18 protein-coding genes are annotated in these 18,076 nt (G+C 60.3%); 9 read left to right on the top strand and 9 right to left on the bottom strand.

Going from position 1 to position 18,076, the window contains the following annotated elements:
• Positions 1–84 precede the first annotated feature (84 nt).
• The gene (locus BM344_RS11400; RefSeq protein ID WP_091989788.1) at positions 85–1,479 is read left to right on the top strand and encodes an MATE family efflux transporter; all 1,395 of its coding nucleotides are present in this window, start codon (positions 85–87) and stop codon (positions 1,477–1,479) included.
• Here the strand turns inward: BM344_RS11400 and BM344_RS11395 are convergent.
• Positions 1,467–2,477, bottom strand: a complete 1,011-nt coding sequence (locus BM344_RS11395; RefSeq protein WP_091989785.1) for a GGDEF domain-containing protein — start codon at positions 2,475–2,477, stop codon at positions 1,467–1,469. The genes BM344_RS11400 and BM344_RS11395 overlap by 13 nt on opposite strands.
• Positions 2,478–2,748: 271 nt before the next feature.
• Between BM344_RS11395 and BM344_RS11390 the strand changes: the two genes are divergently transcribed.
• Positions 2,749–3,873 carry an HD-GYP domain-containing protein gene (locus BM344_RS11390; RefSeq protein WP_091989782.1) on the top strand — a complete coding sequence of 375 codons (1,125 nt, stop codon included), beginning with the start codon at positions 2,749–2,751 and terminating at the stop codon, positions 3,871–3,873.
• A gap of 8 nt (positions 3,874–3,881) precedes the next feature.
• On the opposite strand, the gene fghA is transcribed toward BM344_RS11390, so the two are convergent.
• Together fghA and BM344_RS11380 are read right to left on the bottom strand one after the other, a co-directional pair.
• Positions 3,882–4,724, bottom strand: a complete 843-nt coding sequence (fghA, locus tag BM344_RS11385) for an S-formylglutathione hydrolase (RefSeq protein WP_091989780.1) — start codon at positions 4,722–4,724, stop codon at positions 3,882–3,884.
• A gap of 30 nt (positions 4,725–4,754) precedes the next feature.
• Positions 4,755–5,186 carry a CBS domain-containing protein gene (locus tag BM344_RS11380; RefSeq protein WP_091989777.1) on the bottom strand — a complete coding sequence of 144 codons (432 nt, stop codon included), beginning with the start codon at positions 5,184–5,186 and terminating at the stop codon, positions 4,755–4,757.
• 204 nt (positions 5,187–5,390) lie between these two features.
• On the opposite strand from BM344_RS11380, the gene BM344_RS11375 reads away from it, so the two are divergent.
• Positions 5,391–6,752 (top strand): alanine/glycine:cation symporter family protein, encoded by a 1,362-nt coding sequence (locus tag BM344_RS11375; protein ID WP_091989774.1) that lies wholly within the window; start codon positions 5,391–5,393, stop codon positions 6,750–6,752.
• 150 nt (positions 6,753–6,902) lie between these two features.
• A complete protein-coding gene (locus BM344_RS11370; RefSeq protein ID WP_091989771.1) occupies positions 6,903–7,556 on the top strand; it encodes a peroxiredoxin in 654 nt (217 codons plus the stop codon).
• Positions 7,557–7,640: 84 nt separating this feature from the next.
• Here the strand turns inward: BM344_RS11370 and BM344_RS11365 are convergent, their stop codons facing one another.
• From BM344_RS11365 to BM344_RS11355, 3 genes are all read right to left on the bottom strand, one after another.
• Positions 7,641–8,423 (bottom strand): MetQ/NlpA family ABC transporter substrate-binding protein, encoded by a 783-nt coding sequence (locus tag BM344_RS11365; protein ID WP_091989769.1) that lies wholly within the window; start codon positions 8,421–8,423, stop codon positions 7,641–7,643.
• A 188-nt stretch (positions 8,424–8,611) separates the two neighbouring features.
• A complete protein-coding gene (locus BM344_RS11360) occupies positions 8,612–9,277 on the bottom strand; it encodes a methionine ABC transporter permease (RefSeq protein WP_091989766.1) in 666 nt (221 codons plus the stop codon).
• Positions 9,277–10,284: a methionine ABC transporter ATP-binding protein gene (locus BM344_RS11355; protein WP_091989763.1), complete on the bottom strand. Its 1,008-nt coding sequence runs from the start codon at positions 10,282–10,284 to the stop codon at positions 9,277–9,279. The genes BM344_RS11360 and BM344_RS11355 overlap by 1 nt, the downstream gene beginning before the upstream one ends.
• Before the next feature lie 202 nt (positions 10,285–10,486).
• On the opposite strand from BM344_RS11355, the gene BM344_RS11350 reads away from it, so the two are divergent.
• On the top strand, positions 10,487–11,908 hold the full coding sequence (locus BM344_RS11350) for an HDOD domain-containing protein (protein WP_091989760.1): 1,422 nt from the start codon (positions 10,487–10,489) through the stop codon (positions 11,906–11,908).
• A 5-nt stretch (positions 11,909–11,913) separates the two neighbouring features.
• Here the strand turns inward: BM344_RS11350 and BM344_RS11345 are convergent, their stop codons facing one another.
• Together BM344_RS11345 and BM344_RS11340 are read right to left on the bottom strand one after the other, a co-directional pair.
• On the bottom strand, positions 11,914–12,615 hold the full coding sequence (locus BM344_RS11345) for an anti-sigma factor (RefSeq protein WP_091989757.1): 702 nt from the start codon (positions 12,613–12,615) through the stop codon (positions 11,914–11,916).
• The gene (locus tag BM344_RS11340; RefSeq protein WP_091989755.1) at positions 12,612–13,169 is read right to left on the bottom strand and encodes a sigma-70 family RNA polymerase sigma factor; all 558 of its coding nucleotides are present in this window, start codon (positions 13,167–13,169) and stop codon (positions 12,612–12,614) included. The genes BM344_RS11345 and BM344_RS11340 overlap by 4 nt, the downstream gene beginning before the upstream one ends.
• A 160-nt stretch (positions 13,170–13,329) precedes the next feature.
• On the opposite strand from BM344_RS11340, the gene BM344_RS11335 reads away from it, so the two are divergent.
• The 4 genes from BM344_RS11335 (at position 13,330) to BM344_RS11320 (ending at position 17,406) form a co-directional block, all read left to right on the top strand.
• Positions 13,330–14,832 carry a DUF4331 domain-containing protein gene (locus BM344_RS11335; protein WP_091989752.1) on the top strand — a complete coding sequence of 501 codons (1,503 nt, stop codon included), beginning with the start codon at positions 13,330–13,332 and terminating at the stop codon, positions 14,830–14,832.
• Between the two features lie 15 nt (positions 14,833–14,847).
• The gene (locus BM344_RS11330) at positions 14,848–15,081 is read left to right on the top strand and encodes a hypothetical protein (protein WP_228143606.1); all 234 of its coding nucleotides are present in this window, start codon (positions 14,848–14,850) and stop codon (positions 15,079–15,081) included.
• 85 nt (positions 15,082–15,166) lie between these two features.
• On the top strand, positions 15,167–16,276 hold the full coding sequence (locus BM344_RS11325) for a tetratricopeptide repeat protein (RefSeq protein ID WP_228143605.1): 1,110 nt from the start codon (positions 15,167–15,169) through the stop codon (positions 16,274–16,276).
• A complete protein-coding gene (locus BM344_RS11320; protein WP_091989749.1) occupies positions 16,273–17,406 on the top strand; it encodes a HupE/UreJ family protein in 1,134 nt (377 codons plus the stop codon). The genes BM344_RS11325 and BM344_RS11320 overlap by 4 nt, the downstream gene beginning before the upstream one ends.
• Positions 17,407–17,423: 17 nt before the next feature.
• On the opposite strand, the gene BM344_RS11315 is transcribed toward BM344_RS11320, so the two are convergent.
• Positions 17,424–18,032, bottom strand: a complete 609-nt coding sequence (locus BM344_RS11315; protein WP_091989746.1) for a hypothetical protein — start codon at positions 18,030–18,032, stop codon at positions 17,424–17,426.
• Positions 18,033–18,076: the final 44 nt, after the last annotated feature.

The following is an 18,076-nucleotide window of genomic DNA, read 5'->3' as shown; positions in this document are numbered from 1 at the left end:
ACTGCCATCGGTTGTGATCCAGGCGCGTACTTTACCGGTTTTCAGTCAAATTTTCAGTGCAGGAATACAACGGGATAACACCCTATGGATGAAGTCCACCAGCCATTACCGGAGACCCGGCAGCCCCTGCTGACGCGCACCCTGGCCGAATGGCGCACACTGGCCATTCTCGGTGGCCCCATTCTGGTTGCCCAGCTCGCCCAGATGGCCAATGGCGTGATTGACACCGTCATGGCCGGCCACGCCAGCGCTGAGGATCTGGCCGCCGTCGGCATTGGTACCAGCCTGTGGATGCCGCTGTTCCTGTTCTTCATGGGCATGCTCGGCGCCCTGCAACCGATCATTTCCGGCTACAACGGTGCCAGAACCCTCGAGAAGATCATGCCGGCCACCTGGCAGGGGCTGTATCTGGCCGCCATCGGATCGGTGATCATGATTGCGCTGCTGACCAACGTCCATCCAGTGCTGTCACTTCTGGAGCTGGACACGCACACTGCCCGCATTACCCAGGGCTATCTGGATGCCTTCGCCTGGGGCATTCCGGCACTGCTGTTGATTACGGCGTTGCGAGGGCTCACCGATGGCCTGGGCCATACCCGGGTGATCATGGCGTTCTCGGTGCTCAGCACCCTGGTGAACCTGCCCATGAATTACATCTTCATCTACGGCAAGCTGGGGCTGCCTGCCATGGGCGGCGTAGGCTGCGGCTGGGCCACCGCCATCTCCAACGGCGTTGCGGCCCTCGGACTGTTGCTTTACCTGAACCGAAGCCGCGCCTACCGGCAATTCCATCTTATTTCAGACTGGGTAAAGCCCGACATCGCAGGCCTCCGCTATGTTCTGGCAATCGGCATTCCCATTGGATTCACAATTTTCGTGGAAGCCAGCATGTTCTCGGTGATTGCCCTGTTCCTGGCCCCCCTGGGGCCGGTGGTGGTTGCCGGGCACCAGATTGCCCTGAACGTGGTGTCGCTGTTGTTCATGCTGCCGCTCAGCATTGGTATGGCGCTTACCCTGCGGGTCAGCTTTCTGATGGGCGCTGGGGCGCCAGACACGGCCAGGTTGATCGCCCGCAGTTCGCTGATCCTGGCCACGGGCACCGCCCTGGTGTTCGCGCTGATGTTGCTGGTATTTTCCCGGGAAATCGCAGCACTTTACACCTCTGATCAGGCCGTGCAGGCGGTAACCGTGCGCCTGCTGATGTTCGCGGCCTTCTTCCAGATAGCCGACGTTATTCAGGTCACCTGCATCAGCGCTCTTCGCGGTTACAAGGACACCCGCATTCCGATGTTCATCATGCTGTTTTCGTTCTGGGGCGTGGGCCTGCCGCTGGGTTACCTGCTGACATTTACCAACTGGCTGATTCCCGCCATGGGGGCGGCAGGGTTCTGGGTGGGGCTGACCGGCGGGCTGGCCTCGGCTGGCCTTCTGCTGGGCTGGCGTCTGTTTCTGTTCCGCCCCGCTGATCAGGCGGTTTGAACGGCAGGCTCTGACGTTTCCGGCTCATCCGAGAAGACAATGCGGTCACGCCCGGTTTCCTTGGCCCGGTACAGGGCAGCGTCCGCACGCGCCAACCAGCTGTCGACACTTTCTCCCGGCTTGAGCAGGGCCACACCGAAGGAGGCCGTGACCGTACCGCCCGGGTGCTTCATATACTTGCGCAGCACCTGTTGCAGGTTATTCATCACGGCTTTGAGACCAATCCCATCTACCCCCGGCAGCAGAAGCACAAATTCCTCGCCACCAAACCGAAAAAGTTGATCCGATTTCCGCGTGTTCTGGGCCAGCAATGCGACCAGATCGATAAGCACATCGTCACCAACACCGTGGCCATGCTCATCGTTGATCTTCTTGAAATGATCGATGTCCAGCAGCACCAGGGCATAGGGCAAGCCGGTGCGCACCGAGTTGGCAACCGCCAGCTCCAGCTCTTCATCCATGGAACGGCGATTCTTGATGCCGGTCAGGGGATCAACCGTGGCCAGGTGCTCCAACCGCTCCCGCTGGTTGTGATTCCTGTAGGCGAACACGTAGGCGCAGGCGCTGACCACCAGAGCGGTGGCGACAAAGGTCCACAGGTGCACCTCAGACCGGAAGGCCCCGCCATGGATAACCAGAGCGACCACCGAGGCAATATTCAGAATCACCGCAATGCGCGGATTGGTCAGGAAGAAGGTTGTCACCAGGCACGGGTACAGCCAGAACAGCCCGGGCTCACCAACCACGGCACCCACCGTTACCGCTCCACCGCAGGCAACCAGGGCGCAGACCAGACCGCTTCTGCGGGTATCGCCCGTCATCCATGCATAGACGACAGAACCCGTGATCCCCAGCAGAATCACGGTATCAACAATGCCGGCTACCACATTGCCCTGCAGGAATCGCATAACGGCAAACGGCGTGATGCCCAGTACCGCACTGGCACCGAGCAGGGTGATAATCGACAACCTGAAATCCGTTCTCAGTCGATAGAGCATCCAGGCGCTCGTCCTTTAAAATTTATTACAAATCCAAGAATAGACCAGAAGACAGGCTCGGTCCGTGTCGGGCAACCATTCTTTACAGTTTTAACGCGCAGTCACGAAAATGTGAATCATCGCTCATCTTTTTAGGCCATGTCTCCCCGGAAGCTGTGAAATTCGGTTAAAACTGTCCTCGAAACACACAGATGCAATCCTGCCCGAGTGGAGAGCCAAGGGCAATCAGGGTTACACTGAGACCAATCTAACCTGTAGCTGAGACACTCGTTTGACCGACCTCGTCCGAATTGCTCCCGGCGCGCTCACTATCGGCCGCCCCCTGCCCTGGACCGTCTACGATACCGACGGCAACGTGCTATTGCGCCAGGGCTACGTAATTCAGACCAATTCCCAGCTGGAGCAGCTGTTCGAGCGGGGCCGGTTCAAGCCCCGGAAAATCGAGCGGCCCCAGGAGGAGGTGTTCGAAGACAACCGGGAACGCAATCCCTTTGCCGACTACCCGGATCTGCTCCAGGCGCTGGAAACCACACTGAACGCCATTACCGAAGGCGATCCCTCCGCCCAGAAGCGGCTGCTTGGCCTGGCCCGGATGGTGGAACGCACCTGCACAGAATCGCCGGAGGCCACACTGGCCCTGGTGCACCTCTACTCCATCGGGCCGGTGATCTACGAACAGATCCTGTTCTACGCCATTCTGTGCCAGTTCGTCGGGCGCCAGTTCGGGCTCGAGGAAAAGCGCATCAGTGTGCTGACGGCCGCTGCGTTAACCGCCAATCTGGCGCTGGTGCCCATTGCCGACAAGCTCAACGCGTCCAACACCATTCTCAACGAGGAACAGCGGGGGGTGATTCGACGACACCCGCACCGCAGCATCCAGGCCCTGCGGGATGCGGGCATCGACAACAAGCTGTTGCTGACCATCATCGCCCAGCACCACGAGCAGGCCGACGGCAGCGGCTATCCCAAGGGCCTGAGCGGTACCGAGATCCGTCCGGAAGCAGAGATTCTTGCCCTGGCCGAGCGCTACGTGGCCATGATCACCAAGCGGGCCTACCGCAACCGGATGAACATCGCCCAGGCCCGAAAACTGATCGCCAACCTTGCCGACGGCAAGTTCCGCCCGGCTATCCCGAAGGCGCTTCTGCAGGTGTTGGGGGAGTATCCGCCCGGCGTTCTGGTGCGGCTGGAAAACAACGAGGTGGGCGTGGTCACAAAACGACCGGTGCGGGCCCGTGGCCCCTTCGTCAAAGCCATCTTCGGCCCTCGCGGAAATCGCTACACCGGTACCTTTGAACGCGACACCAGCCTGCTGGAGTTCAACATCCGGGCCCTGGAAGAGCCCGAGATCATGCCGTCCATGGACTTCAGCCTGGTATGGGGCTTCCGTTCCTGACGTCGCCGCTACAACCCAAGAGCCCGGGCATGATGCTCCAGATGATCGTCGATGAACGACGCGATGAAGAAGTAGCTGTGGTCATACCCCCGGTGCATGCGCAGGTTGATGTGATGGTGAAACTTCTCGCAGACATCCGCCAGGGCGTCCGGGTTTAACTGGCTGTCGAGGAACTCGTCGGCCGTGCCCTGATCCACCAGCAGCGGCAGTCGCTCACGGGCGGTGGGGATCAGCAGCGTGGCATCCCATTCCTCCCAGCTTCGCGGGTTGTCGCCCAGGTATCCCTTGAACGCCTTCTGGCCCCACGGACACTCGGTGGGGTTGGCAATCGGCGCGAACGCCGACACCGACGCATAACGCCCCGGATTCTTGAGGGCACAGATCAGCGCCCCGTGACCACCCATGGAATGCCCGCTGATGGCGCGCTGATCGGTTACCGGCAGCTCGTTCTCGATCAGCTGGGGCAGCTCCTTGACCACATAATCGTACATCCGGTAGTGGGGCGCCCATGGCTGTTGCGTGGCGTTGATGTAGAACCCGGCGCCGCTTCCGAAATCATAGCTGTCGTCTTCTCCGGGCAGGTTCAGGCCCCGGGGGCTGGTGTCCGGGCACACAATGGCCAGTCCAAGCTCTGCCGCCTTTTTCTGGGCACCGGCTTTCTGCATGAAATTCTGGTCTGTGCAGGTCAGGCCCGAAAGCCAGTACAGCACCGGTACTGGTCTGGCGCCAGCGCCTACCGCACCCGGCGGCAGGTACACCGCAAACTCCATGTCGCATTCGAGGGTCGCGGAGGTATGGCGGTAACGCCGGTGCTCACCATCGAAACAGACGTTGGTGGATAGAAGTTCCATAGTGTCCTCAGTCGGTGAATGGGAAGTGAATCAGTCTTCGGCGCTGGCATACTTGGGCAGCTCCAGGCCACAACCGGTGCGCGCCAGTTCCAACAGGATAGCGGTACGAGTGACAATGCCCACCAGTTTGCCGTGATCCACCACGGGATACACTTTCGGTTTGCCCGCCCCCAGGTTCTGGGCCAGGTCCACCACCGCCATCTCCGGAGAAATTGTCAGGGGTTTTCGGAACATTACGTCGTCAACAATCGGATCGCCCTCGCAATGGTAACTGCTCACCAGCAATGCGTGTATGCAATCCTGTTCGGAGACAAATCCCAACACCTGCCGCTTGTCGTCCACCACCGGCAGGCCGGTCACGTGGTTGTGCAGCAGGGTTTTAACCACCGAGGTCAGCGGGGTACCGCACCGGATCGGCTCGATATGGTTCCACATGACATCAGAGACCTTGAGCGAACGCATGGGCAGAATCCCTCCCATTGGTGAATGTTGCTGCGGCCGGAATCTTCCCGACCGCCTTTGCTATAAACATAGGCAATCCTCCGCTGATACACCACTTTTCGCTGGCGGCCAGTTTACAAGGCAGATTATCTAATTAAACTCAAAGGGTTATCCCCAACAGGGGCTCACTATCAAACCCATCCATGGCACATTCAGGGAGACCCCATGGAAGCGATATCCGCATTTGTAGGCGAAATAAACGGACTGGTCTGGGGCCCGCCCATGCTGGTCATGATTCTGGGCGTTGGCCTGTTCCTGAGCATTGGCCTGAAATTGATGCCCATCCTCAAACTGGGCGCCGGTTTCCGGCTGATGTGGAGCGGCCGGGCCCGGGGCGATGCCTCCGAGGGGGAAATCCCCCCGTTCCAGGCCCTGATGACGGCCCTCTCGGCCACGGTGGGCACCGGTAACATCGCAGGTGTTGCCACCGCGGTGTTCCTGGGCGGACCTGGCGCCCTGTTCTGGATGTGGCTGACCGCCCTCGTGGGCATGGCCACCAAGTATTCCGAGGCCGTCCTGGCCGTGCGGTTCCGGGAGGTGGACGAACGCGGCGCCCACGTAGGCGGCCCCATGTACTACATCCGCAATGGCCTTGGCAGCAAGTGGGCCTGGCTGGGGATCCTGTTTGCGGTGTTTGCCTCGGTGGCGGCCTTCGGCATTGGCAACACGGTGCAAGCCAACTCGGTGGCGGATGTGCTGGAAACCAACTTCGGCCTTCCCCACTGGCTGACCGGGCTGATCCTCATGGTGCTGGTGGGCATGGTGCTGATTGGCGGCATCCGGCGTATCGGTCAGGTAGCCAGTGCGCTGGTACCGTTCATGGCGGTGTCATATGTGTTCGTGGGCCTGGTGGTTCTGGCCATCAATGCCCATGACATACCAGACGCCTTCGGGATGGTATTCACCCACGCCTTCAGCCCAATCGCCGCCCAGGGTGGCTTCGCGGGCGCTGCCGTCTGGGCCGCAATCCGTTTTGGCGTAGCCCGGGGCATTTTCTCGAACGAGGCCGGCCTGGGCTCGGCGCCCATCGCCCACGCGGCGGCACAGACCAATAACCCGGTCAAGCAGGGCATGGTGGCCATGCTCGGCACCTTTATCGACACCATCATTGTGTGCAGCATCACCGGTCTGGTCATCATTACCTCCGGCGCCTGGACTTCCGGCGAAACCGGCGCGGCCCTCACCTCCCTGGCCTTTGAACAGGGCTTGCCGGGCTTTGGCAACTACCTGGTGGCCATCGCGCTGGCAATCTTCGCGTTTACCACCATTATCGGCTGGTCCTTCTACGGCGAGCGCTGTATCGAATTCCTGTTCGGGGTGAAGGCCATCGTGCCCTACCGGGTACTGTGGATACTGGCCATTCCGGTAGGCGCAACGGTAAATCTGGGCTTCATATGGCTGGTGGCGGACACCCTGAACGCCATGATGGCTCTGCCGAACCTGATTGCGCTGCTGTTGCTGAGCCCGGTGGTATTCAGGCTGACCAGGGACTACTTTGATAAAGAGAAAGCTCTTGGCGTTAAATGACCGCCCGATTAGAGCGTCTGTTCATAAGGATGTGAGCAGACAATCGAGTGATTGAGGTTGGGGAGGCTTGTTTTATCGGCCTTCCGCACCAAGGTTTTACGTATGCAACACCGTGTCTAAGTTAACCTGACAAAGGAAAGGAGAGCATCAATGACTCTGCGTCTTGGAGATACCGCACCGGATTTTGAGCAGGATTCCAGCGAAGGCAAGATTTCCTTCTACGACTGGTTGGGCGACAGCTGGGGCATTCTTTTCTCACACCCGGCAGATTTCACACCGGTGTGCACCACCGAACTCGGCCTGACCGCCAAACTCAAGGACGAATTCGCCAAGCGCAATGTGAAGGCCATTGCCCTGAGTGTCGACCCGGTGGATTCACATCGGGAGTGGATCAAGGACATCAACGAAACCCAGGGCTGCTCGGTGAACTTCCCGATCATTGCCGACCAGGATCGCAAGGTTTCCCAGCTTTACGACATGATCCACCCGAATGCAGACAGCAGCCTGACCGTGCGCTCACTGTTCGTAATTGATCCGAACAAAAAAGTGCGCCTGATCATCACCTATCCGGCCAGCACCGGTCGCAACTTCAACGAGGTGCTGCGCGTGGTCGACTCCCTGCAACTGACCGACAACCACAAGGTGGCCACCCCCGGTAACTGGGAGCGTGGCGGCGACGTGGTGATCGTGCCGTCCCTGCAGGATGAGGATGAGATCAAGGAGCGTTTCCCGAAGGGCTACAAGGCGGTGAAATCCTACCTGCGGATGACACCCGACCCGAAGGCCAACTGGAGCGGTGAGTAACTCTTGTCGCTTCAAGGCCCTGAAAACGCAAAAAGGCCGGGCAGCGTGGCTGCCCGGCCTTTTTATTGTCCGACTGCCCTGCGATCAGAACGCAGGAACAACTGCACCTTCGTACTGCTTCTTGATGAAGTCACGAACGGCATCAGAGGTCAGGGCATCCGCCAGCTTCTGCATGGCTTCGCTGTCCTTGTTGTCGGGACGTGCCACCAGGATGTTCACATAGGGTGAATCGGAGCCTTCAATCACCAGCGCATCCTCGGTGGGGTTCAGCCCAGCTTCCAGAGCATAGTTGGTGTTGATCAGGGCCAGGTCCACCTGGTTCAGGATACGCGGCAGAGTCGCAGCTTCCAGTTCCTTGAAGTCCAGATCTTTCGGGTTCTCTGCAATATCCCGCGGTGTCGCAGTGATCTTGCTCTCATCCTTCAGGGTAATCAGACCCGCTTTCTGCAGCAGCAGCAGGGCACGGCCGCCGTTGGTAGGGTCGTTCGGGATGGCCACTACCGCGCCTTCTTTGAGCTCGTCCAGTGAGTCGATCTTGCTGGAGTAGGCGCCGAAGGGCTCAACGTGGACTCCGGTAACGGTCACCAGATCGGTGCCACGGCCAGCGTTGAACTCATCCAGGTACGGCTTGTGCTGGAAGAAGTTGGCGTCCATCCGCTTCTGGTCCACCTGGATGTTCGGCTGGATGTAATCCGTGAATACTTTCACATCCAGCTCAACGCCCTGCTCGGCCAACTGGGGCTTCACGAATTCCAGGATTTCGGCGTGGGGTACCGGCGTGGCCGCTACGGAGAGTTCCTCGGCAGCAACCGCACCGGAGAAAGTAGCTGCGGCAGCCAGTGCCACGAAAGTTTTCTTCAGATTCATAGATAGATTCTCCTGTTGGACATCGTGAACGAATGAATTCGGGTTGGGAGTACGGCCCGCAGTCGGTCGGAAACCCTTTCCGAAAAACGCCCGTGGATACGTCCCTGTAGGGCTCGGTCGCGCCATCCCTGGCGCTCCACGTTTTCGGAAAGGGTTTCCGACCGCCCGCCGGCCTATGCCCAGCTTTTCTATTTTCTGCTGAAGTACAGGACCAGACGGTCTCCGACCATCTGCAATACCTGCACGAAAATGACCAATAACGCCACTGTAATAACCATTACGTCGGTCTGGAATCGTTGATAGCCGAAGCGGATGGCCAGGTCACCGAGACCGCCACCGCCGATAACACCGGACATGGCAGCATAGGACACCAGTGTGATAGCCGTTACCGTGATACCGGCGATAATGCCGGGAAGGGCTTCCGGGAGCAGGGCACCGAAAATGATCTGGCGCACGCTGGCGCCCATGGCCTGGGTGGCTTCAATGATGCCCCGGTCTACCTCCCGCAGGGAGGTTTCCACCAGCCGGGCGAAGAACGGGGCGCCTCCCGCCACCAGAGGCGGAATGGCCCCGGCAACGCCGAGTGAGGTACCAATGAGCATGACCGTGAACGGAATCATCACGATCAGCAGAATGATGAACGGCACCGAACGCAGTACGTTCACCACGAACGACAGCACCGCATAGGCCACCGGCTGTTCCAACAACTGGCGCTTGCCGAACAGAAAAAGCAGCACGCCGATGGGCAGGCCGATCAGAACGCTGAACAGCAGGGACATGCCCACCATCACCAGAGTGTCCCAGCTGGCCCAGCCAATCTCGGTCCAGTCCACGTTACTCAGCAAGGCTTCCATCAGCGCAACACCTCCACGTGTACATCGGCAGCCTCGAAGGCCTGCATGGCCACGTTCAGGTCACCGCCCACCAGGGACAGGGTCAACTGCCCGTAAGGGATGTCCTTGATGTGATCAATGCGACCGGACAGGATGCTGAAATCGACACCGCTCTGCCGGGCCACGCTGCCCAGCAGTGGCTTGTAGGTGGACTCGCCCTTGAAGGTCAGCCGCAGGATACGACCGTCCGCCTTGCTCAGGTCTTCCTGCAGCTCGTCGCGGTCTATGCTCTCACTCTCGAACACAAAATCCCGGGTGGTCTGGTGTTTGGGGTGCAGGAACACCTCGCTCACCGGGCCCATTTCCACCACTTTCCCCGCGTCCATCACCGCCACCCGGTCGCAGACCCGGCGCACAACGTCCATTTCATGGGTAATCAGAACAATGGTCAGGCCCAGCTCCCGGTTGATGTCCGCCAGCAGTTTCAGCACAGACTGGGTGGTTTGCGGGTCAAGGGCACTGGTGGCTTCGTCGCAGAGCAGAATGGTGGGCCGGCAGGCGAGGGCGCGGGCAATACCCACCCGCTGCTTCTGGCCGCCGGAAAGCTGGGAGGGGTACTTGTTGGCGTGATCGCTGAGGCTGACCCGCGCCAGCAGTTCCTCAACCCGGTTGCGAATCTCGGCCTTGGAATAAATGCCGGCGAGCTTCATTGGAAAGGCAATGTTGTCCGCCACTGTTTTGGACGACAGCAGATTGAAGTGCTGGAAAATCATGCCAACCTTGCGGCGGAACGCTCTCAGCTCGGCGGCATCGTAGCCGGTGATGTCCTCGTCATCGATCAGGATGCGACCGCCGGTGGGCGGCTCCAGCAGATTGATCAATCGCACCAGGGTCGACTTGCCCGCCCCGGAATGGCCAACAATGCCGAACACCTCGCCGGTTTCAATGGTCATATCGGTGGGATGAAGCGCGGGGATCGCCCGGCCGCCCACCTGATACGATTTCTGTACCTGGTCAAATACAATCACGGTCAGCGCCTTGTGGGTGCAGCGTTAAAACCGGCGATTATAGCCCATCCGACCGGTAAACCCGAATTCGGGCACTGCCGCCCTTGTGGGTAGTTGTCCCTACACAAACCGTTACCTGACACTGTTCACCCGCTGGATTAAACTTGGATCGGAAAGGAACCTTCATTTTCTCCAGAGGCGCCAGCCCCAGAGGCTCACAACCGTGACCACCGAAAAACCAATCGCTCCCGCAAGGATGAACTCCACCCAGGCCTGGGTGACCTATCTCAGCAAAGTCGAGCTACCGGTACTGGCCAACACCCTCCGGCGCATCAACGAGCTGACCGACAGCCGCAACAGCACCGTCAACGAGCTGGCCAACGTGATTCTCAACGACGCCCAGCTCACCTCCCAGGTGTTGCGACTGTCCAACACGGTGTTCTACAACCAGACCCGGACCCAGGTCAGCACCGTCAGCCGGGCCATTACCCTGATCGGTTTCGATGCCGTCAAATCCATGGCCATCTCCTCGCTGATTGTCGATACCCTGCTCAAGCGCAATGATCGCCCCCATTTGCTGCGCTGCCTCGCCAGGGCCATTCATGCCGCGGTCCAGGCCCGATGCCTGATGCCCAAGCGCAACGAGACCGCCCTTGAGGAGGTGTTCATCGGGGCCTTGCTGATGAACATCGGCGAGCTGGCGTTCTGGTCCTGCGAAACCGAGCAGGCAACGGAACTGGAGGAGCGCATGCGTCTGGATGAGCCTCCCGTCGAGGCGCAAAAAGCGGTGCTGCATACCACCTTTACCGAGATCACCCGCGGACTGGTGGAGGCCTGGTCCCTGGGCCCTTTCATCAAGGATGTGGTGTCACCGGGGCAGGCCAATTCTCTGGGTTCCAGCCTGGTTCGCAACTGCGTCGATATGGCCCGGCTGTCCGAGCAGGGCTGGAGCGGGCCGCATATGGACAAGGCACTGGAGCGGTTGGGCAAGGACATTGGCGAGAGCCCGGCGGTGGTTCGGGACCAGCTCAAGGTGAACGCCTCAGAAGCGATGCGAGTTGCCGTTTCTCTGGGCATTCCGCAGGTTACCGCATTGATGCCGGGAGCCTCGGGCGCTTCGGCGGAAGCGGTCCCGGAAGCACCGAACATGGACCCGGAACTGCAACTGGAAATCCTGCGTGAATTGAGCCAATGCCTGGCCGAAAAACCCGACATCAACGAGGTCTGTCAACTGGTTATTGAAGGCATCCACAGGGCCATTGGCATGCAAAGGGTGGCGCTGCTGATGGCCGACCGAGCGGGAGACAAGCTGGTACCAAGGAAGCTTGGTGGCCGGGGAACCGAGGAGTGGCGGCAGCATTTTCTTATCCATAAGGATGGCACAGGGCCTCTGGGCGGACTGCTTCCCCATGCCCATGCGAGCATCTACCAGCCCAAACCAAACGCCGAAGGGGTACCCTACGACCGATGGCTGGGCAAAGTCCCTGCCCTTATCGGCCCCATCAAGGCCAATGGGCGGCTGGTCGGCTTGTTCTATGCCGACAATGCGGGGGGCGGCTATGTGCCCTCGAATGAGCAGCTGTCCGCCTTCGGCCACTTCCTCCAGAACGCCCAGCTTTGCCTGACCCTGATTTCTGGGCGGTAACCGGCCTAGAGATCGTAGAGTTTGGCCACGTGGAGTATCGGACCGCTTGGAGCGCCGGTTGGCGAACCGCCTGAGGGTTCAAGGCTGATGGCCAACGTCCTGCTACGAACAAGCTCCCTCATGGCCTGATCGGACAAGCGGATCCGGTGTGTGCCGCCTACCGGCACCACCCCGAGGGACAAAGGCGCTCCGTTCTCCGGCACGACCCACAGTTCATAGTCTTTGCTGGCACCGGCCGCTGTTGCCGAGACCGGTCTCAATCTGAGCAGGTTATCGCGACCTGCTTCGCTAATCAGCCACAGGGGGACATCGCTGCCAGACTGGACAATGGCCCCCGCCAGCTGCTGTTGGTCAACATCGGGTAAGGGCCGCTGAACCAACAATACCGCAAGCACCAGTGCAGCCGCAGTCGCCAGCAATCCCCATCCGGGCCAGAGCCAGTGTGTTCGGCTCCGGCGCTCTGCCGCCTTCGGTGCCTCTTCGGGCCACAACCGCCGGGTCACGGCCGACCAAATCTCCGCAGGCGGTTGCTCCGGTTCGGCGGAATTCGACAGCGGCCCCAGGGTATGCTCCCAGAACCAGACCTCCTGACGAACCCGGCCAGACTCCATCATCCAGCCCTCGAAACGTCGGCGCGCCTGGCCCTGCAAAGAGCCCAGCACGTATTCCGCCGCCAGTTGTTCAATGCGCTCAGCAGATTTTTTCATGGTTCCAGACACCGTTTCAGAGCAGCGAGCCCACGCCTTACCCAACTCTTGACCGTACCGATCGGTTTACTCAGTGCCGCCGACAGTTCGTCGTGCGTCAAACCGCGGTAGTACACCAACAGGATGCTGTCCCGCTGAACGTCGCTCAGCTGCTCGAGGCAGCCTGTGAGCTGGTTCGCACCGTCGCGGCGAAGGGACTCATCAAGGGGGCCGTGCCGGCCATCCTCAAGCTGCGCAAGCTGATCATCGCTGTCAGACAGCCTCGCCCTGCGTGCACGGATCAGATCCAGAGTCCGGTAGCGCGCAATGGTCATCATCCAGGCCAGTGGTGCCCCGCGGTCGCTGTGATATTCCCCCGCGTGATGCCATATCTGGATAAAACTTTCCTGAAGCGCCTCTTCGGCCAGCTCCCGCTGGTTGGCAAGCTTCAGGCACAACCCGAACATGCGTGCCGCAACCTGCCCATAGAGTGCCTCAAACGCCTGCCGATCCCTCGCCGCGACCCGTCGCAGCAAACGCATCAGCTCGTCCTGGTTCACGCTCCCGACTGACATACTTTCTCCCGGATAACAGAGCTCTCTACCTAGTACGGTCGAGGGCCAATATTAGTTGCATCCCAACTGCCAACTTTCTTTCAACGTGGCTGCATCTTTTTGCAAACCTGGCTCGTTCCCTCCAGTGCAACACCTCAGACCTTCATGAAAGGAGTTTGGTATGAACACGATTTTCAACCGCGCCGGTCTGGCCGCAGCCGTGGCGGGAGCCTGCCTGACGGCGGGCCTTGCCCATGCGTCAAGTCACCGGGAGGCACCGTTTATCACGGAGATGCCGAAAGTCGACGGCACCGATTTCTACATGTTTCGTAGTTACGAAAGCGGTCGGGAAGGCTTTGTCACACTCATTGCCAACTATCTGCCATTGCAGGATGCCTACGGTGGCCCGAACTACTTCGATCTCGACGATGATGCCATCTACGAGATCCATATCGACAACACCGGGGATGCGGTCGAGGACCTGACCTTCCAGTTCCAATTCTCCCCCGTCGAGAATCCGATCGTGCTGAACGTTGGCCCGGCAGGCGACCAGAAAGCGGTGGCCATTCCGTTGAAAGGCGCCTCGGCTGGCGTTGGCACCACACCTCAAGAAGGCGACAAGTTCCAGGTCAGCCAGGAATACGAGCTGACAGTGATCTCTGGCGACCGCCGGACTGGCACACGTCAGGCGGCCATGAATGCAACGACCGGCCAGCCCACCTTCCGCAAGCCCATCGATAACATCGGTGCGAAAACCTTCAGCGATTACGAAGCGTACGCCAACAGCCATATCTACGACGTTGCGATTCCCGGATGCTCGCCTAACGGCCGGGTGTTCGTGGGTCAGCGCAAAGAGGCGTTCGCGGTCAACCTGGGTGAGGTTTTCGACTTGGTGAACACCGACCCGATTGCGGAAACCGAGATTGAACGCAACGACGAGCAAAACGATCTGGCCGACAAAAATGTCACCAGCTTCGCTCTGGAAGTGCCCGTCGCCTGCCTCACAGGCTCTGCCATGACGGGCACCGGTGACCCGGTTATTGGCGCCTGGACCACCGCGAGCATTCGCCAGGCCCGTGTCATCAACCCGGCGCCCAAGTCAAACGACAAAGGCGCAAGCATCGAAGGTGGTGCCTTTACACAGGTTTCCCGCCTGGGCATGCCACTGGTGAACGAAGTGGTGATCGGCCTGCCGGACAAGGATGCCTTCAACGCCAGCGAACCGAAGGACGATGGCCAGTTCGCCACCTACGTCACCCATCCGACATTGCCTGAGCTGCTGGAAATCCTGTTCAGTTCAGCCGGCGCTACGGCCCCGAACAATTTCCCCCGCAACGACCTTGTTTCCGCCTTCCTGACCGGTCTGACAGGCCTCAACCAGCCCAGCGGCGTTACCGCCTCGGAAATGCTGCGACTCAACCCTGCCATTCCGGCGGTTGCTGAGAGCAGCCAGGATGATCTGGGCGCCCTCGCGGGCGACAACGCCGGCTTCCCGAACGGACGCCGTCCCGTTGACGATGTGGTGGACATCGCGCTTCGGGTTGCCATGGGCGCATTGACCACGGATGCACCGAATCGGGACGTACCCTTCACCGACGGTGTACGCGTTGATCCCCTGAACCTGCAGGAAACCTTCCCATACCTGGCAACACCGATTGCCGGTTCACCGAACGGTACGCCGTAAGCGCGGGAGGACACCATGAAAACCACCATCCACGTTCTGGCATCCACGCTGGCCGTCATGGCGCTGGCCGGCTGTTCGGACAACAGCCGTGCGCCCAGGGAGGCCTTGCCGGTCGACTTCACCTCGTTCGTAAAAACCGAGGTGCAGAAACAGGCGGTCGACCTGCAGCCGGTCAACATCAATCGGTTGGAGTTCACCTTCAATGACCAGAGCAATGAACAGGCCTACGACGATCTGTTCTTGCAATAAAAGCCACGGGCGGCACTCCTGTCTGGAAACTGCCGCCGTCGACGCTCCTGCCCGCTCGGGCAGGAGCGTTCGTTGTGGTTTTGTATTGCTCATCGGTTTGATAACTGTCGGAGCCGGCGTCAACGCGGCGCCGGCACCGATTGACACCCACTTTGCTGACAGTGAGGTGCTGATAGCACTGCCGGATGCCGCCCTGACCACCGGCGACCTGCCATCAAACCCGGAACAACTGGCCGATCGGGTCAGGCAACAGATCGATGAGGCCCGAGCCACGGGCGATCCCCGCTTCTACGGCTATGCCACCCGCGCACTGCAGCAGTGGCAAGGGCCCATGACGGATCGTCTGCTGGTACTCAGGGCCACGGTTCAGCAGAGCCTTCATAACTTCGACAATGCCCGCCGTGACCTATCCACTGTCATCAGCCGGGCCGCCAACGCCCGCCAAACCGCGCAGGCCATACTCTTACTGGCAAACCTTGAGACCGTCCAGGGCAATTACGGACGCGCCCGACAACACTGCGAAGACCTGCAAAACCGCATGCCTGGCCTGATTGCCGCGAGTTGTCTCGCCCAGGTTGACGCACGCACTGGCAATGCGCCCGGCGCCTACCGGGCTTTGGCCGGATACATGGTAACGGTGCCGTCCGACCGCACATCGCAGCTCTGGGCTGAAGGAACTCTGGGGGAAATAGCGGCGCAGCTGGGTATGCCGGAAGCCGTGGAACACTGGCAAAACGTACTGGAGGCTGACCCGGACGACCTGTACACAAGGGCTCAGTTGGTCGACTGGCTGATCCGTCAGCAACAGTTTGATCGGGCATTGGCGCTCACCAGCAACTACGAGCAAGTGGATGCATTGGCAGTGCTACGGGCCATTGCCATGCGCCAGTCTGGTCATCCGGAAGCAGACGACCTGACAGCCAGTCTGGATGAACGCTTCGCCGAAGCTCGCTGGCGGGGGAATTTGCTCCATGCCAGGGACATCGCGCGGTTCGAGCTCGACGTCAAGGGCAACGCCCAGGCCGCCGTTTCCCTGGCACTGGACAACTGGCAGGAACAGCGCGAACCGGCGGACACTCGCCTGTTGCTTCGCGCGGCAGAGGCCGCAGGCAGCCCATCCTCCGCACGTTTGGCGAGGGCCTGGCTGGCAAAGCAACACCAGGCCGACGTTCGTTATCCGGAGGAACAGCCATGAGAGGCTTCTCGCACGTACTGCGCTTTATGGCCTTCGGACTGTTACTGTCGCTAATCGCTAGCCTGGCCTACGGGCATAAGGCCAGCGACAGCTTCGTATACTACGATCAGGACGAATCGACCCTGCGTGTCGACGTGGCATTACGTGATCTGGCCCTGGTGCTTCCGCTGGATCGGAACCACGATCAGCTGCTCAGTGGCGCTGAATTGCGGGCGAGCCGAGGGAAGATCACGGGCTGGACTGAACAGGGCCTCCGGCTATCGAATGACAGCGGAGTCTGTCGCCTGAAAGGCCAGCAATGGGGGCTCTCCAGCCACAGTGACGGGCCCTACGCGGCTGCCCTTTACCAGGTAATCTGCCCAGACAACGGGATGCCCACCACGCTTCAGTACAATCTTCTTTTTGAACAGGACCCCTTGCACCGCGGCTTGCTCAGTATCGATACCGGAGCGGCAACAACACTCAAGGTGGCGACTCCGGATCAGAAAACTGTCGCACTTGCCGTCAACGGAGACGGCACAGCCCTGGCCCTGTTTGGCACGTTCCTGTACGAGGGGGTTCTGCACCTGCTGATCGGGCTCGACCACATCCTGTTCCTGCTGGTTCTGATCCTCCCGGCAACCCTCCGGAAAGGCAACGGATTTCCGGGGAGCAGACCAGGCGACACATTCCGCACGCGGCTCTGGAGCCTCGCGGGTATTGTCACGGCCTTCACGGTGGCCCACTCGATTACCCTGGGCCTCGCCGCATTCAATGTGGTTGCACTGCCGATTGCCTGGGTAGAAACCTTCATTGCCCTGTCCATCGCGCTGGCAGCCCTGAACGTGGTGTGGCCCGTGCTCGGCCGGAAGACCTGGAAGCTGGCTTTTGGTTTCGGCCTCGTACACGGCTTCGGATTTGCGAGCGTTCTCGGCGACCTGACGAATGGTGTGAGTGACCTGGCGCTGGCTCTCGCCGGCTTCAATATCGGTGTCGAGCTGGGGCAACTGGCCCTGCTGGTGGTGGCGTTCCCGGCACTTTACCTGCTGGCCAGTCACCGGGTGTATGAGAGGGCAGTCGTGCCTGTGCTCCTCGTCGCCACCGGTGCTCTCAGTCTGCTCTGGGTGGTGGAGCGTGCGCCCGTTTTCTGAGCGCACGCTGTCCCAGGTTAATGCAGCGCCCGCATCTGCCGTGGGTAGAGTGCGGCACTGACCTCGGGTTCCTCCAGAAGATTGGCCAGTTCCTGATCGACCTCGGTCTCGGCACCTTCCTCCGGCAGTGGCTCGAACAGGGTGCTGAGCCAGGACGCTACGGATGGCGCTTCGTCGCGCTTGTAATCCGTAGACAGCGCCTTGATCCGGCGGAAGCCGATGATGCGCTGGTGCTTGGGATCACGTATCTGTTCAAACCCGCGCCAGTAGACGTGGTCCCGGGTGTGCAGCTGTACGAACAGGGTATCGATGGGACCGTCCGCACCCTCGCTATCCTCCTGTGGGTCTTCCTGGGCAGCCTCGACTTCGAGATCGGGCTTCTTGTGGCGAATGGTGGTCCAGGCGGGGTAGAGCACCGCCACGGCGTCTGCTTCCACATGCTCGCGGGCGGCGCGGAGGATCAAACCCCAGCGGGCCTTGTCGGCATCGGTTTCAAGGGAATTGATGGGCAAGTCGTAGCTTTGTTCGCTGGACAGTACGATCGCCATCATCGGGGCATCAAGCTCCCCCATGGCCTCGGCCTGTGCTACTGATACCAGATCGTCGATTGCCATCGGTTGGTTCATAATACGCTCGCCTCCTCGATGCCATCAGGGTCTGTCAGGAAGAA

This window comes from Marinobacter gudaonensis, assembly GCF_900115175.1.
GTDB classification, from domain to species: Bacteria; Pseudomonadota; Gammaproteobacteria; order Pseudomonadales; family Oleiphilaceae; genus Marinobacter; species Marinobacter gudaonensis.
This window is presented reverse-complemented; position numbering and strand designations above follow the sequence as displayed.